The sequence below is a fragment of the uncultured Helicobacter sp. genome, assembly GCF_937893305.1.
Lineage (GTDB): Bacteria > Campylobacterota > Campylobacteria > Campylobacterales > Helicobacteraceae > Helicobacter_D.
In genome coordinates, this window is the sequence record NZ_CALBGN010000012.1 from 28193 (window position 1) to 42844 (window position 14652).

The window sequence follows — 14652 nt, forward strand, 5'->3', positions numbered from 1 at the left end:
GTAAAATTTTGATGAGATTGTAGACTAGATGAAAGGAGATTTTATGTTTGGGAATCCCAAAAAAGAACAAGAATTGGTTGCTGAAAACAAGGCTTTGCGTGCAAAAATTGAGCAACTTCAAAATGCATTGCGTCAACAAAACGAAGAAAATGAAAGAAAAGATGCTTTAATTGCAGAATTTGATGAAAGAAAAGAAAAATCTGCAGTTTCTAGTGGAATCTTTCAAGCAGTAATGGGATCTTGTGCTAAAAATTTACAGGTTTTGCAGGATAATTTCGCTTCATCGGTGGAAATGTTAAAAAACGCCAAAAATGCTTCCACAGATAATGCAAAACAAACAAAGCTTTTAGAACATGCAATTACAGATAGTGTTTCACAGGTTACGGAGCGTTTAAATAGTTTTCAAGGAATGATTCAACAAGTGTATCAGGATTTGGATTCCATCTCTAATGTGATTAATCTCATCACAGATGTTAGTGATCAAACAAATCTTTTAGCGTTAAATGCAGCTATTGAGGCGGCAAGAGCAGGGGAACACGGAAGAGGGTTTGCTGTTGTCGCAGATGAAGTTAGAAAGCTAGCAGAGCGTGCGCAAAAAGCTACAAAAGAAATTGAGATGAATATCCAAGTATTGCGTCAAAATTTCTCAGAGGTTCAAACTTCTACAGAAGAGATTGTGGATAATATGAATGAAGTTAATAATGAAGTGGCAAAACTAGTAGAAGTAGGGGAAGCCTCGATGGATGTCAGACAAGATTCTGCAAATGTTCTTGATACGACATTTATTGGACTTGTGAAATTAGATCATTTACTCTTTAAAATTAGAGGATATAAGGCAATTTTAGAAGAAGATTTAGAAGTGGAACTTGTCTCTCATCACGATTGTCGTTTGGGAAAATGGTATGAACACGGAATTGGAAAAGAAGCATTTGGTCAGTTAGTGGATTATCCAAGCTTAGAAGCTCCACATGCTGGTGTTCATAATAGCTTTAAAGATGCGATTGAGATTTATAAAAATAAAGGTATAGAAGGGAATGCTGAAGAAATTTTGGGATTGTTAAAAGAAGGCGAAATTGCGTCTGATAAGGTTGTAGAAGTGCTTGATAATATGCTTAATGCAAAAATTGCAGAACGCAATGGTCGTTCTTAAATGATAAAATGTTTTGAAGTTTGTAATTTTGCATTAAGCGCAAGAAAATAAAAGGAGTGTCAATGCAAGTTGGTAATGGACTATCTATCCTGCAGGGTCTTTATGCTCTTAAAAGGACAGATGAGTCTTTAGTGGATTCCATTAAGCATCCGTTTTTTGAAGAAGAAATTAAAAAAGTAGAATCCAAAAAGGATTCCACACAAAACATAGATTCCAAGGATTTTGAAAAGTCCGAAGAAACAGATTCTATTACAGATAAAGAATCTCTTAATGGCGAAAAGCTAGACCAAGAAGAATTGCAAGTTGTAAGAGAGCTTGAGAGCATTGATAGAAATGTTCGCGCACACGAAGGAGCGCATATTGCAGCTGGTGCTGGTGTGGTAACAGGTGGCGCATCTTTTACTTACACGCGCGGACCTGATGGAAAAATGTATGCAACTGCAGGTGAAGTTCCTATTGCAATGAAAGAAGGCAGAACACCAGAAGAAACAATTCAAAATGCGCGTCAAATTGTAGCAGCAGCAATGGCTCCATCAGATCCTAGTCCGCAAGATTACAAAGTTGCTGCAAGTGCTGCACAAATGGAGAGTAGAGCTAGAAGCGAGCAAGCACAAGAGAAAGCCAAAGAAGCAGAAGAGACTCTTGAAAAACAAGAAAAATCCAAAGAAAAAGATTCTATTGCACAAAAAGAATCCAATGATACTCAAAGCACGCAAAAATCTCAAAGGGATTTTGATGATTCAAAAAGTAAGGATTTATCGTTGCGTAATTATGCAATTCAAAGCTATAAAGCAAACTCCAAAAGTTCTTCTTTAATGTTTGAAATTGCCTCTTAGATATTGATTTTAGGATAAACAATGCGAATTATTTTTATGGGAACTCCTAATTATGCAGCGGTTATTTTAGATTCCTTATTGCAAGAGCATACTCTTTGTGCTTTGGTGTGTCAAAAAGACAAAAAAGCAGGGCGGGATATGCAGTTAAAAGCTCCAGCTACAAAAGAACTTTTGTTGAAAAAATCGCCTAATACTCCTATTTTTCAACCAGAAAATTTAGATGAAGCATTTGTTGCAGAATTAAAAGCGTTAAAGGCGGATATAATTATTGTTGCAGCGTTTGGGAAAATTTTGCCAAAAGAAGTTTTAGAGATTGCGCCTTGTATGAATTTGCACGCATCAATTTTGCCGAAATTTCGTGGAGCAAGTCCAATACAGCAAAGCATATTAGAGATAGAATCGTATTTTGGTGTGAGCGTCATGCAAATGGAAGAAGGCTTAGATTGTGGAGATATTTTGGGTTTTAAAGCGGTTAAAAACACAGGGCAAAATGCACTTGAATTGTTTGAGTCTTTGGCAAATCTTGCCGCAGAACTTACTCTGGAATATTTAAAGCGTATTGATAGGATTATTCCTATGGAGCAAAATAATGCCGATGCAAGTTATTGCAAAAAGATTAAAAAAGAATTTGGGCTTGTGGAATTTGATTGTGCAAAAACACTAGAAAATAAGGCGTTGGCTTATAGTGGCTGGCCAGAAGTTTATTTGAAAAGCGGTTTGAAATTAAAAGCTTTAAAATTGAATTCCATAAATGGCAGTTATAAAATGGGTGAAATTTTAGAAATTACAAAAGATGGAATCCAAATTGGTTGCAAAAAGGGAAGTGTGTGGATTACAACATTGCAAGCACCTTCAAAAAAAGCAGTAGGGGCATATGAATACGCTCAAGGAAAACATTTGAAAATCGGAGAGATTTTGGAGTAATGGAGATTGTAAGATTTAAATGTTTAGAATCTACGCAATTATATTTAGTGGAGAATTTGCGCAATGGCAGTTTAAAAGCACCTATTATGGTGGTAGCGCAGACGCAAAGCAGTGGGATTGGCAGTCGTGGAAATGTGTGGGAGAGTGTAGAGGATGGATTATATTTTTCTTTTGCGATTCCGCAATTTATGTTGCCTAAAGATTTGCCATTAGCGTCTATTTCTATTTATATGGGATGTATTTTTAAAGAGATTTTAAATCAAAATGGTGCAGAAGTTTGGTTGAAATGGCCCAATGATTTATATGTCGGCAATAAAAAAGCAGGAGGAGTGATCTGTTCAAAATCTTTAGAAAATGTTATTGTAGGGATTGGTATTAATTTAAAGGTGAGTAGTGCTGATTTTGGAGTGGTAAAAGTTGGAATTCAAAAAGAAGAGATTTTAAAAGACCTAATAGAAATTTTAGAATGTGAAGAAAAAAAGTCTAGTTGGAAGCAAATTTTTAGTAAATATGCGTTAGAATTCTCCAAAAATTTCAATTATGGATTTCACTATAAAGGCAGAATTGTAGAGATGCGCGAAGCAGTGCTATGTGATGATGGTGCAATCTTAATTGAAAATGAAAAAATTTATAGTTTAAGATAGCGGAGTTTTAGATTATGTGCGAAGTTATTTGTATTGCTAATCAAAAAGGGGGAGTGGGAAAAACGACAACAGCAGTAAATCTTGCTGCCTCTCTTGCAGTAGAGGAAAAGCGTGTTTTATTAATTGATGCTGATCCGCAAGCAAATGCAACAACAAGTTTAGGGTTTCATCGCAATAGCATAGAATTCAATATTTATCATGTGTTAATTGGGACAAAAAAGCTTTCTCAGATCATTCAAAAAACTGCAATTCCAACTTTGCATTTAGCACCTTCTAATATCGGTTTAGTTGGAATAGAGAAAGAATTTTACAATCATAAGCGCAATGGACGAGAATTAATCTTAAAAAGGAAAATTGAAGAGATTTTGGATTCTTATGATTATGTGATTATTGATTCTCCTCCTGCTCTTGGACCACTTACTATTAATGCGCTTTCAGCTTCAAATTCTGTGATTATTCCAATTCAATGTGAGTTTTTTGCTTTAGAAGGTTTGGCGCAGCTCTTAAATACTATTAAAATTTTACGTAAAGAGATTAATCCAAATTTAGAAATTAAAGGTTTATTGCCAACAATGTTTAGTGCGCAAAATAATCTCTCAAGGCAAGTTTATGCAGATTTGGTACAGCATTTTGATGGGCAACTTATCAAGGAAGTATCTTCTAAAACAACCATTGCAATACCGCGTAATATTAAGCTTGCTGAATCCCCAAGCTTTGGTAAGCCTGTGATTTTATATGATGTGCGTTCTCAAGGGAATATGGCATATCAAAGTCTTGCGCGTGCAATTTTAAAGAGAGCTTAATGGCAAAGGAAAGATTAGGGCGCGGACTTAGTGCAATTTTAAGTGAAGTTGAAGAAGCGTATCAAAATGATTTGCAGGATAATTCTGGTTTAGTTGTGGAGCTTGATATTGATAAAATCAAACCAAATCCACTTCAACCACGCAAAGTTTTTGATGTAGCATCCTTACAAGAGCTTGCTACTTCTATTGAAGAACACGGATTGTTACAACCTATTTTAGTATATGAAGATAGAAGGGATACAGATTTTTATTATTTAATTGCTGGTGAGCGTCGTTTGCGTGCTAGTAAAATTGCCAAAAAAGAAAGCATTAAAGCAATTATTGTAGATGTTCAAGCGGATAAATTGCGAGAATTGGCACTTATTGAAAATATCCAAAGGGAGGATTTAAATCCGATTGATTTAGCGCATTCTTATAAAGAGCTTATTGATGATTATGGAATTACACACGAAGAAATGGCAAAACGCCTTTCAAAATCACGCACTCAAATCACTAATACGCTGCGTTTATTGGACTTGAGCAAAGAAGTTCAGGATTTGGTATTAGAAAATAAAATTTCTCAAGGACACGCAAAGATCTTGGTTGCATTACCAAAAGATGAGCAAAATCTTATTGCAAATTCTATTATTGGACAAAAATTAAGTGTGCATGCTACAGAAAAGATTGTAAAAACTTACAAAGAAACAAAAAAGGCAAATAAGATTCCAACTTTAAAATCTTTTCCGCAAAAACAAAAAAATCTTAATAGAGATTCTCTTACGACTTTAAATGCCGCATGTGCAGAACTAAAAAATAATGGGATTATTGCTTTTGTGCAAAAAAATCGTTTAATTGTAGAGTTTAGTAACGACGAGGAGGTGAAAAAGTTTAGTAAAATTTTACTATTATGAAGTTTTTAAGAAAAACTTAGAAAAAGTCGTGTTAAAATAAGAGCTATTTTAGAAATAGAGAAAGGAGTGCAAATGACTATAACCCCAACTCCTTGGGTAATGGCGTTAGTTTTTGTTATTTTTCTTATATTGGTGTATTTATTAAATCGTATGCTGTATAAGCCATTGCTTGGTTTTATGGATGCGCGTGATGCTTCCATTAAGAAAGATAGTGAAGGAATAGAAGGTAATACTGCAGATATTAAAGCACTAAAAAAAGAGGCTGATAATATTTTGCAAAAGGCTAGAGAAGAAGCCGCTTTAATCAAAAGTAAGGCCCATGATAGTGCAAAACAAATCGCAGAAATAAAAATTTCTGAAAAAAAGAATGAATTGGCACAAAAATATAATGTGTTTATGACGAATTTGGAAGATGAAAAAGAAAAACTCAAAGTTTCTTTGAGTTCTGAAATTCCACTTTTTAAAGAAAGCTTACAAACGAAGCTTGGAAAACTTTAAGGGAGAGTCAATGAAGAATAAAACATTGTATTTTTTATTATTAATGCTTGCTCCAATTACGCTTTTTGCAGCAGATAATGCAAATTATGATATTATTGAAAGAACAATTAATTTTGTTATTTTCTTTTCGCTCGTGTATTATTTTGCTGCAGATGCGATTAAAAATACTTTTAAGGCGCGTAGAGATGATATTGCAAATTCTTTAGCTAAGATTCAAGAAAAATTGCAGGAATCTAAAAAAGCAAAAGAAAAAGCTCGAAACCAACTAGAAGAAGCAAAACAAGTTGCGCGAGATATTATAGAAACTGCACATAAGGAATCCAAGATTATTGCGCAAAAAGTTGAAGAAGCTACAAAGATAGAAATTGAAAATCTTGTGCGTCAATACAATGATCATATTGCATTTGAGCAACGAAAGGCAGAAAAATTGATTGTTGATGAAGTTTTATCTGAATTCTTAAATAAAGACTCTATTGCATTAAGTAAAGATGTTTTAGTTAAATCTTTGTTAAAAAAGGCGGCATAAATGAAAGACTTAATTGCAAAGCGTTACATTAAAGCATTGGCAAATTCTGCGTTACAAAAGGAATTGGAAGAAATTGCTCTTTTTCTTGGGAAACTAGCAGGAGCAAATGCAATTTCAAAGTTTAGAGAAATCATAGAATCTCCTTATGTTACGATAGAGCAAAAAGTAGATTTTATCTTAAAGAATATTTTGGATAATACAGCAAATGTGAAGTTTGTCAATTTTGTTAAGGTTTTAGCAGAACATAAGAGATTGAATTTATTTGAGGAGCTTTATGCGGAGCTATCTTCACATTTAGCGGCTTTAAATAAAGAATATATTGCACAACTTGTTGTAAATGAGAGTTATGAAGACTCAATTTTAAAAGAAATTGAGAGTAGTTTTAGTAAAAAGCTCGGTGTAAATCTTTTGTTGAAACAGCAAGTTGTAGCAAATGCTGGAATTAGATTAGTTGTAGAAGATTTAGGCGTAGAGGTTTCTTTTTCGCAAGAGAAATTTATCAATGATTTAAGAAATCATATTTTAAAAGCATTTTAATTTTTTAGATAAGGAGTTGCAGTGGTGGCAAAGTTACAAGCAGATGAGATTAGCTCTATCATTAAAGAGAGAATTGATAATTTTGAACTTGATTTAGATATTGCACAGACAGGAAAAGTTGTTGCGTATGCTGATGGAGTTGCGAAAGTTTATGGGCTTAAAAACGCAATGAGCTATGAAATGGTTGAGTTTGATACAGGCGATAAGGGTTTGGCGTCAAGCTTGGAAGAAGGCAGTGTAGGTGTTGTTGTTTTAGGTGCTGGCAAGGAGATCAAAGAAGGAACTTCTGTTAAGCGATTAGGAAAGCTTTTGCGTGTGCCAGTTGGAGAGGGTATGATGGGGCGTGTTGTAAATGCACTTGGAGAACCAATTGATGGGAAAGGTGCTGTTGAAGCTAAAGAGTATCGCTTTATGGAAGAAAAAGCACCTGGAATTATGGCTAGAAAGTCTGTTCATGAGCCACTTCAAACAGGATTGAAAGCTATTGATGCGCTTGTTCCAATTGGTAGAGGGCAAAGAGAATTGATTATCGGTGATAGACAGACAGGAAAAACAACTGTTGCCATTGATACAATTATTAATCAAAAAGGGCAAGATGTTGTTTGTATTTATGTTGCTATTGGTCAAAAAGAATCCACAGTAGCACAAGTAGTAAGAAAGCTTGAAGAGCACGGAGCTATGGAATACACAATTATCGTTAATGCTCCCGCTTCAGATTCTGCTGCTATGCAGTATCTTGCACCTTATGCAGGTGTAACAATGGGAGAGTATTTTAGAGATAACGGCAGACATGCTCTAATTGTTTATGATGATTTGAGTAAGCACGCTGTTGCTTATCGTGAAATGTCATTAATTTTAAGACGCCCTCCTGGTCGTGAAGCATTCCCTGGTGATGTTTTCTATTTACACTCAAGATTGCTGGAAAGAGCAGCTAAGGTTAGTGATGAGTTGGGTGCTGGATCTTTAACTGCATTGCCAATTATTGAAACACAAGCTGGAGATGTTGCTGCATATATTCCAACGAATGTTATTTCTATTACAGATGGGCAAATTTTCTTAGAAACAGATTTGTTTAATTCTGGAATCCGTCCAGCTATTAATGTTGGTTTGTCTGTTTCTCGTGTTGGAGGTGCTGCGCAGATTAAAGCAACAAAACAAGTTTCTGGGACTTTAAGACTTGATCTTGCGCAATATAGAGAACTTCAAGCATTTGCACAATTCGCATCTGATCTCGATGAATCTAGTAGAAAACAGCTTGATAGAGGACAAAGAATGGTGGAAGTGCTTAAACAGCCTCCATATTCTCCACTACCAATTGAGCGACAAGTTGTGATTATTTTTGCAGGAGCTAGGGGCTATATGGACGATGTAGCAGTTGCTAACATTACAAAATTTGAGGCAGATTTGTATCCATTCTTAGAAGCGAAATATCCGCAAATTTTTGAAGATATTCGTTCTAAAAAAATGCTAGATAAAGATATTGAAGAGACACTTTGCAAAGCGTTAGAAGAATTTAAATCTAGTTTTGCTGTATAAAAATAGGGAGTTGTTATGGGAAACAACCTGAAGGATATTAGAAAGCAGATTTCAAGTGTTTTAAATACACAAAAAACGACACGCGCAATGAAGCTTGTATCTACTTCTAAATTAAAAAAAGCCGAAGAGATGGCTAGACGATCTAGAATGTATGCAAGAAAAATTGTTGAAGTGCTAGAAGAAATTAAAGTTAAGGTTGCAAACGGTGAAAATGTGCAAGAAAATCCTTATTTTAACGCGGGAAATAAGGATTCTAAACTTGTTGATATTATTTTGGTAACAGCAGATAAAGGACTTTGTGGAGGCTTTAATATCAATACCATCAAGGAAGTTAATCGTATAATTGCTGAGCAAAAAGAAAAGAATTTAAAAATTCGTTTGCGTGTTATTGGTAAAAAAGCCATAGAATATTATAAGTTTAATGAAATTGAAGTTCTTGATAGTGTTATTGGTCTGAGTGCCACGCCTCAATATGCAGATGCAGCGGAATTTGTTAATAAAGCAGTTACAGATTATCTAAATGGTGTAACTTCTAAAATAATTTTAGTCCATAATGGATTTAAGAATATGATAGCTCAAGAGATGAAAGTAGAACAACTTTTGCCTATTGAAAATGCAATGCTTTCTGAAAAATGCACTTCTGTATTGGAAGTAGAACCTAATGATCAAGAGAGTGAAATTCTAAATGAACTTGCTAAAAAATATGTTGAATTTAGTATGTATTATGCTCTTGTGGATTCTTTAGCGGCAGAGCATAGTGCTAGAATGCAGGCAATGGATGCGGCAACAAGCAATGCAGGTGAACTAGCAAAGAGTCTAACGATTGCTTATAATAAAGCACGTCAAGAAGCAATTACAACCGAGCTAGTAGAGATTAATACTGGCGTTGAATCAATGAAATAAGGAGTATAGTAAATGTCAGAAAATATGGTAGGAAAAATCATTCAAGTAATGGGTCCTGTGGTTGATGTTGATTTTGAATCATATCTGCCTGCAATTAATGAGGCGTTGGATATAGATTTTGAAATTGATGGACAGAATCGTAAGTTAGTTTTGGAAGTTGCAGCGCATATTGGCGATAATCGTGTGCGTGCAATTGCTATGGATATGACAGAAGGTCTTACAAGAGGCGAAAAAGTCAGTGCTAGAGGTAATCCTATTACGGTTCCAGTTGGCGAACAAGTTCTGGGTAGAATTTTTAATGTTACAGGCGATGTGATTGATGGCGGAGAAGAACTTAATAATCCAGAAAAATGGTCAATCCACAGAAGTGCGCCAACTTTTGAGAATCAAAGCACTAAAACAGAAATGTTTGAAACGGGAATTAAAGTTGTAGATTTGCTTGCTCCTTATTCTAAAGGCGGTAAAGTTGGTTTATTTGGTGGTGCAGGAGTTGGGAAAACGGTTGTTATTATGGAGCTTATCCATAATGTTGCTTTTAAACACAGTGGTTATTCTGTGTTTGCAGGAGTTGGCGAGAGAACACGTGAAGGAAATGATCTTTATCATGAAATGAAAGAGTCAGGTGTTTTGGATAAAGTTGCTTTATGTTATGGGCAAATGAATGAACCACCGGGTGCTAGAAATAGAATCGCTTTTACGGGTCTTACAATGGCGGAGTATTTCCGTGATGAAAAAGGATTAGATGTATTGATGTTCATTGATAATATCTTTAGATATGCGCAATCTGGAGCAGAGATGTCAGCACTTCTTGGAAGAATTCCATCTGCAGTAGGTTATCAACCAACGCTAGCTAGCGAGATGGGAAAGCTTCAAGAAAGGATCACATCAACCAAAAAAGGTTCAATTACATCTGTTCAAGCAGTATATGTTCCAGCAGATGACTTAACTGACCCAGCACCAGCCTCTGTTTTTGCTCACCTTGATGCAACGACGGTGTTAAATAGAAAAATTGCAGAAAAAGGGATTTATCCAGCAGTGGATCCTCTAGATTCTACTTCAAGAATTTTAGATCCTCAAGTTGTAGGAGAAGAACATTATAAAATTGCAACAAGTGTGCAGCAAGTACTTCAAAAATATAAAGATTTGCAAGATATTATTGCAATTTTGGGAATGGATGAACTCTCTGAAGAAGATAAAAAAGTTGTTGAACGCGCAAGAAAAATTGAAAAGTTCCTTTCTCAACCATTTTTCGTTGCAGAAGTTTTTACGGGAAGTCCAGGTAAATATGTAACATTACAAGAGACGCTAGAAGGTTTTAAAGGAATCTTAGAAGGTAAATATGATCAGATTCCAGAAAACGCTTTCTATATGGTGGGTAATATCAATGAGGTTCTTGAAAAAGCGGAGAAAATGAAAGCTAACGGATAAGGATTTTTATATGGAAACCTTGAAGCTAGATATTGTTACTCCAGAGGGTAAGATTTTTTCTAATTCTGTAAGAAGTGTTACTCTTCCTGGTAGTGAGGGTGAGTTTGGTGTTTTGCCTGGGCATGTTGGTGTCGTAACAACATTGCATACAGGTGTTATTGAAATTGAAAAGATTGATGGCAAAAAAGAAATTGTTGCAATTAATTGGGGATACGCAAAAGTTGATGAAACAAGTGTAGATGTTTTAGCAGAGGGCGCAGTGGATATCAATGGTGATAGTGAAGGAGAAATTGCTCAAGCTATTGCTAGTGCAAAACAATTACTTGAAGAATCAACAGATAACAATATTGCAGTTTCAATGGTGGTTTCACGCATTGAAAATGCTGCAAAGAGTGTGTTGTGAGTTTTCTTTCATTGCTAGAGGGCTACGGAATAACTACCGTGGTCATTCTTTCTTGGTTGTCATTATATTTTATTTTGGTTCTTTGGATTTTTATGTATCGCTATTTTTCAATTACTATGGCTTTGTCAAGCGAAGAGAAATGCTTAGAAACATTGTTAAGTGGTCGCAATACGCTACCTAAAAATTCATTGTTGGGTTCTAATTTGGTTGGAATTGATAAGAAATTAACAGAACATATGTTGCAATTTGCATTAGATAAGGCAATTAAAGACGCGACTCTTGGCTTGACCTTTTTAGCTATTGTTGCTTCCACTGCTCCTTTTATTGGACTATTTGGAACGGTTGTTGAAATTTTAGAGGCTTTTTCAAAGCTTGGAGAAAACTCAAGAGCAACTTTAGATATTATTGCTCCTATTATCTCAAAAGCACTTGTTGCCACTGCAGCTGGAATCTTAACGGCAATTCCCGCTTATTCTTTTAATCTCTTTTTAAAGCGTAAGGTTTTTGAGCTTAATACTTATTTGCAATTACAAATTAATGTTTTAATTTCCCCTAAAGCTACTGTTTAGAGTTGGAGTAATTTTTGAAATCGCATTATAATTGGGACGAAACTCCAGAGCTTAATATTACGCCTTTAGTTGATATTATGTTGGTGTTATTGGCTATTTTAATGGTAACTGCTCCTGTAATTGTTTATCAAGAAGAGATTGCGCTTCCACAAGGTTCAAAAAGTGCAAAAATGCAAGAGGATTCCAAGATAGAGATTCGCGTAGATGTTCAACGCAATATTTATTTAAAAGATGAAGTGTTGAGCTTTGATAGTTTTCCAGATGCTTTTGTTGTTTTTGCAAATGCTTATGATAAAAATACACAAGTATATATTCGTGCGGACAAAAATTTAAAATACGATGATGTCATTTATGTGTTAAAGATTGCAAAACAAAGTGGATTTTCAAGGGTTTCACTCGTTACTGATGGTTAGAGTTGTTTTATTTTTAACAAGTGGAAGTATTTCTCTTTGTTGTTATGCCTTAATGATTGCTCTTTTGTTGTGGCGTCTAAGTGCTGTAAGCGAGCCTCCAAAAGCCTATACAACATATAAGGAGACAACTTTTAGTATTGATTTAATTGAAGAATCTAAGCCTAAAAAAGAGATTAAGGTTACACAAAAAAGATCAGAGAAAAAAGTCAAAGAGATTCCTGTAAAAAAAGAAAGTGCTTCTGTAAGTCCAAATGTTGGAATTGGAATTAATGATCTTTTTAAACAGGTGGAATCTAAAATGCCAGTAAAATCGACAAAGCCACCTAGCCAAAATGATAAAATTGCTAAAAACAAAAAAGCAAAAGAAAGTGCGCAAAGTGAGAATTTAAGTGACGAGTTAGAAAAAATTATGGCAAATTTAGATACACAAAAAACATTAAGTTTTGCTACTCCAAAAGGAGAGTATGATGCTTTTTATGCGAAGGTTCATGAGATTTTAGCGCAAAATTGGAATCCAATGCGCACGGCAACTCAGCATTTTTCAGAAGTTGCAATCACCATTGATGCACAAGGTAAATTCTCTTATGTAATTGTTAAAAAATCGGGAGATTTTGAATTTGATGAAGCTTTAAAAGCCTTTTTGGATATAATGCGTCGTCAAGAATTTCCACCTTATGATGGTGGGAGTAGCACTAAAATTATGGTAACTTTTAAAACTGAGGTGTAAAAATGAAGAAAATTGTTTTTGTGTTGATGTGTGTTTTTGAATTTGCTTGTGCAAATCAAGTTGATGCAACTTTAGAGGTTGTAAAAAAATTTGGGAATCTTCCTAGTATTTTGGTGCAAAATGCAGGTAGTAATTTTTCTGAGCGTGAGTTTAGTCAAAGAATTTTTAAGATGCTTATTGCGGATTTGAAGGTTACAGGGCATTTTGTGGTGCAAGAATCAAAAGAGACAATTTCTAGTGAGATGCTAAATTTTGATGAATATCGCAAAAATAAGATTGACTTAGTTGCGCGTATTAAAGCAGAAAAAGTAGGTAATGGCGTAATGGCAAAACTTCAGCTTTATGATGCAAATTCTGGTTTAGTTGCCTTAAGCAAAGAATATCAAAACACGCAACAAGAAGCCTATCCTTTTTTAGCGCATAAAATGGCAATTGATATTAATAATTACATAAAAGCTCCAAGCGTAGATTGGATGGAGCGTATGGTTATTCTTGCTTATTATACAAAATCTGGTGAGAGTGATATTATAATGAGTGATTACACACTGAGTTATAAAAAGAAAGTGATAAGTGGAGGCTTAAATATTTTTCCTAAATGGGCGAATACAACACAAAGTGCTTTTTATTATACAAAATATCTTGATAAGCCTACACTTTTTAGATTTGATTTAACAACAGGACAAAATAAGAAAATGTTTGATAGCAATGGGATGCTTGTTGCTTCAGATGTCAGTAATGATGGGAATAAAATCTTAGTGACAATGGCTCCAAATGAACAGCCTGATATTTTTATGTATGATGTAACAAATGGTGCATTAAAGCGACTTACAAAGTATAGTGGTATTGATGTGAGTGGAAACTTCATTGACAATGAAGAAAGAGTTATGTTTGTTTCTGATCGCTTAGGGTATCCGAATGTGTTTGCGATTCCAACTAGTGGAGAAGCTTCTGGGAAAGTTGAACAGATGGTTTTTCACGGACGTAATAATAATGCAGCAAATGCACATGGTAATTACATTGTATATTCTAGTCGTGAAAGTAGTGAAGAATTTAGTCGTAATACCTTTAATCTTTATTTGGTTTCTACAAAGAGTGATTTTATTCGCAGATTGAGTGCAAATGGTGTAAATCAGTTGCCACGCTTTGCAAAAGATGGGGAAACAATTATGTATATTAAACACGAAGCAAATCAAAGTGCTCTTGGGATAATTCGTTTAAATTATAATAAAACTTTATTATTTCCATTGCAGGGCGGTGTAATTCAATCAATGGATTGGTAAAATAAATAAATTTTGTAGCAAAATAATTTTTTTTTGGTATAATTTTATGTTTTTTAAAAAAAATTAGGGAGAAAGAAATGAAAAAGTTTCTAGTTTTAGGCTCATTAGCGGCTGTGTTGTTGGTAACTGGTTGTAGTCAAAAAAGCGGAGTAGATTCCAATACAGATGCAACTCAAGGTAAAGGTTATGCAAGTGGTCAAGATAACTTTGCAACAATTGAAGAGAGAATAAATTATGTTGAAAATCAACTTCAAAGTGTATTTTTTGATTTTGATAAGTTTGTTGTGCGCAATGATATGCAGAGTGTAGTTGATGGCGATGCTAATGTTCTAACATCTCCAGCAATGGGACTATTGACAGTAAGAATTGAAGGCAACACTGATGAGTGGGGAACAGATGAATATAACTATGCCCTAGGTTTAAAAAGAGCAGTTGCTGTTAAAGATGCTCTTGTAGCTAAAGGTGTAGAAGAGGGTAAAACTGTTTTAGTGAGTTATGGTGAAAGCAAGCCAACTTGTACAGCAAAAACAAAAGAATGTTGGGCGGAAAATAGAAAAGTAACATTTAAAATGTTACCATAGTTAA

General features: G+C 34.7%; 18 protein-coding genes. All 18 read left to right on the plus strand.

Annotated elements, in window-relative coordinates; genetic code table 11:
• The first annotated feature begins 43 nt into the window (after positions 1-43).
• The 18 genes from Q0358_RS02120 to Q0358_RS02205 all read left to right on the plus strand — a co-directional run bounded on the left by Q0358_RS02120 (position 44) and on the right by Q0358_RS02205 (position 14648).
• On the plus strand, positions 44-1150 hold the full coding sequence (locus tag Q0358_RS02120; protein WP_299546530.1) for a methyl-accepting chemotaxis protein: 1107 nt from the start codon (positions 44-46) through the stop codon (positions 1148-1150).
• A 62-nt stretch (positions 1151-1212) separates the two neighbouring features.
• Entirely contained in the window at positions 1213-1986 is a 774-nt protein-coding gene (locus tag Q0358_RS02125) for a putative metalloprotease CJM1_0395 family protein (RefSeq protein ID WP_299546533.1), read from the plus strand.
• Between the two features lie 21 nt (positions 1987-2007).
• Positions 2008-2910: a methionyl-tRNA formyltransferase gene (locus Q0358_RS02130; protein WP_299546535.1), complete on the plus strand. Its 903-nt coding sequence runs from the start codon at positions 2008-2010 to the stop codon at positions 2908-2910.
• Positions 2910-3554, plus strand: a complete 645-nt coding sequence (locus Q0358_RS02135) for a biotin--[acetyl-CoA-carboxylase] ligase (protein ID WP_299546537.1) — start codon at positions 2910-2912, stop codon at positions 3552-3554. The genes Q0358_RS02130 and Q0358_RS02135 overlap by 1 nt, the downstream gene beginning before the upstream one ends.
• 14 nt (positions 3555-3568) lie before the next feature.
• A complete protein-coding gene (locus tag Q0358_RS02140; protein ID WP_299546539.1) occupies positions 3569-4357 on the plus strand; it encodes an AAA family ATPase in 789 nt (262 codons plus the stop codon).
• Positions 4357-5247 (plus strand): ParB/RepB/Spo0J family partition protein, encoded by an 891-nt coding sequence (locus tag Q0358_RS02145; protein WP_299546541.1) that lies wholly within the window; start codon positions 4357-4359, stop codon positions 5245-5247. The genes Q0358_RS02140 and Q0358_RS02145 overlap by 1 nt, the downstream gene beginning before the upstream one ends.
• A gap of 72 nt (positions 5248-5319) precedes the next feature.
• A complete protein-coding gene (locus Q0358_RS02150) occupies positions 5320-5745 on the plus strand; it encodes a FoF1 ATP synthase subunit B' (protein ID WP_299546543.1) in 426 nt (141 codons plus the stop codon).
• 10 nt (positions 5746-5755) lie between these two features.
• Positions 5756-6271, plus strand: a complete 516-nt coding sequence (locus Q0358_RS02155) for a F0F1 ATP synthase subunit B (RefSeq protein ID WP_299546545.1) — start codon at positions 5756-5758, stop codon at positions 6269-6271.
• Positions 6272-6808: a F0F1 ATP synthase subunit delta gene (locus tag Q0358_RS02160; RefSeq protein ID WP_299546547.1), complete on the plus strand. Its 537-nt coding sequence runs from the start codon at positions 6272-6274 to the stop codon at positions 6806-6808.
• Between the two features lie 21 nt (positions 6809-6829).
• Positions 6830-8344, plus strand: a complete 1515-nt coding sequence (gene atpA / locus Q0358_RS02165; protein WP_299546549.1) for a F0F1 ATP synthase subunit alpha — start codon at positions 6830-6832, stop codon at positions 8342-8344.
• Positions 8345-8359: 15 nt separating this feature from the next.
• The gene (atpG, locus tag Q0358_RS02170) at positions 8360-9247 is read left to right on the plus strand and encodes an ATP synthase F1 subunit gamma (protein ID WP_299546551.1); all 888 of its coding nucleotides are present in this window, start codon (positions 8360-8362) and stop codon (positions 9245-9247) included.
• 24 nt (positions 9248-9271) lie between these two features.
• Positions 9272-10675, plus strand: coding sequence for a F0F1 ATP synthase subunit beta (gene atpD, locus Q0358_RS02175; RefSeq protein ID WP_299547031.1), 1404 nt, complete (start codon positions 9272-9274; stop codon positions 10673-10675).
• A gap of 10 nt (positions 10676-10685) precedes the next feature.
• On the plus strand, positions 10686-11078 hold the full coding sequence (gene atpC, locus Q0358_RS02180) for an ATP synthase F1 subunit epsilon (RefSeq protein ID WP_299546553.1): 393 nt from the start codon (positions 10686-10688) through the stop codon (positions 11076-11078).
• Positions 11075-11647, plus strand: a complete 573-nt coding sequence (locus Q0358_RS02185; protein WP_299546555.1) for a MotA/TolQ/ExbB proton channel family protein — start codon at positions 11075-11077, stop codon at positions 11645-11647. The genes atpC and Q0358_RS02185 overlap by 4 nt, the downstream gene beginning before the upstream one ends.
• A gap of 14 nt (positions 11648-11661) precedes the next feature.
• Positions 11662-12060, plus strand: a complete 399-nt coding sequence (locus tag Q0358_RS02190; RefSeq protein ID WP_299546557.1) for an ExbD/TolR family protein — start codon at positions 11662-11664, stop codon at positions 12058-12060.
• Positions 12053-12787 (plus strand): TonB C-terminal domain-containing protein, encoded by a 735-nt coding sequence (locus tag Q0358_RS02195; RefSeq protein WP_299546559.1) that lies wholly within the window; start codon positions 12053-12055, stop codon positions 12785-12787. Before Q0358_RS02190 ends, Q0358_RS02195 begins: the two co-directional genes overlap by 8 nt.
• Before the next feature lie 2 nt (positions 12788-12789).
• Entirely contained in the window at positions 12790-14067 is a 1278-nt protein-coding gene (tolB, locus tag Q0358_RS02200; protein WP_299546561.1) for a Tol-Pal system protein TolB, read from the plus strand.
• 77 nt (positions 14068-14144) lie between these two features.
• Complete coding sequence (locus Q0358_RS02205) at positions 14145-14648, plus strand: OmpA family protein (protein ID WP_299546564.1); 504 nt, start codon at positions 14145-14147, stop codon at positions 14646-14648.
• Positions 14649-14652 lie beyond the last annotated feature (4 nt).

Excerpts from the sequence above, each read along its gene's own strand:
- Q0358_RS02140 (WP_299546539.1), top strand. The coding sequence starts at position 3,569 with ATGTGCGAAGTTATTTGTATTGCTAATCAAAAAGGGGGAGTGGGAAAA.
- atpG (WP_299546551.1), top strand. The coding sequence starts at position 8,360 with ATGGGAAACAACCTGAAGGATATTAGAAAGCAGATTTCAAGTGTTTTA.
- Q0358_RS02135 (WP_299546537.1), top strand. The coding sequence starts at position 2,910 with ATGGAGATTGTAAGATTTAAATGTTTAGAATCTACGCAATTATATTTA.
- Q0358_RS02130 (WP_299546535.1), top strand. The coding sequence starts at position 2,008 with ATGCGAATTATTTTTATGGGAACTCCTAATTATGCAGCGGTTATTTTA.
- atpD (WP_299547031.1), top strand. The coding sequence starts at position 9,272 with ATGGTAGGAAAAATCATTCAAGTAATGGGTCCTGTGGTTGATGTTGAT.
- Q0358_RS02160 (WP_299546547.1), top strand. The coding sequence starts at position 6,272 with ATGAAAGACTTAATTGCAAAGCGTTACATTAAAGCATTGGCAAATTCT.
- atpC (WP_299546553.1), top strand. The coding sequence starts at position 10,686 with ATGGAAACCTTGAAGCTAGATATTGTTACTCCAGAGGGTAAGATTTTT.
- Q0358_RS02120 (WP_299546530.1), top strand. The coding sequence starts at position 44 with ATGTTTGGGAATCCCAAAAAAGAACAAGAATTGGTTGCTGAAAACAAG.
- Q0358_RS02195 (WP_299546559.1), top strand. The coding sequence starts at position 12,053 with ATGGTTAGAGTTGTTTTATTTTTAACAAGTGGAAGTATTTCTCTTTGT.
- Q0358_RS02145 (WP_299546541.1), top strand. The coding sequence starts at position 4,357 with ATGGCAAAGGAAAGATTAGGGCGCGGACTTAGTGCAATTTTAAGTGAA.
- tolB (WP_299546561.1), top strand. The coding sequence starts at position 12,790 with ATGAAGAAAATTGTTTTTGTGTTGATGTGTGTTTTTGAATTTGCTTGT.
- Q0358_RS02125 (WP_299546533.1), top strand. The coding sequence starts at position 1,213 with ATGCAAGTTGGTAATGGACTATCTATCCTGCAGGGTCTTTATGCTCTT.
- Q0358_RS02205 (WP_299546564.1), top strand. The coding sequence starts at position 14,145 with ATGAAAAAGTTTCTAGTTTTAGGCTCATTAGCGGCTGTGTTGTTGGTA.
- Q0358_RS02150 (WP_299546543.1), top strand. The coding sequence starts at position 5,320 with ATGACTATAACCCCAACTCCTTGGGTAATGGCGTTAGTTTTTGTTATT.
- Q0358_RS02155 (WP_299546545.1), top strand. The coding sequence starts at position 5,756 with ATGAAGAATAAAACATTGTATTTTTTATTATTAATGCTTGCTCCAATT.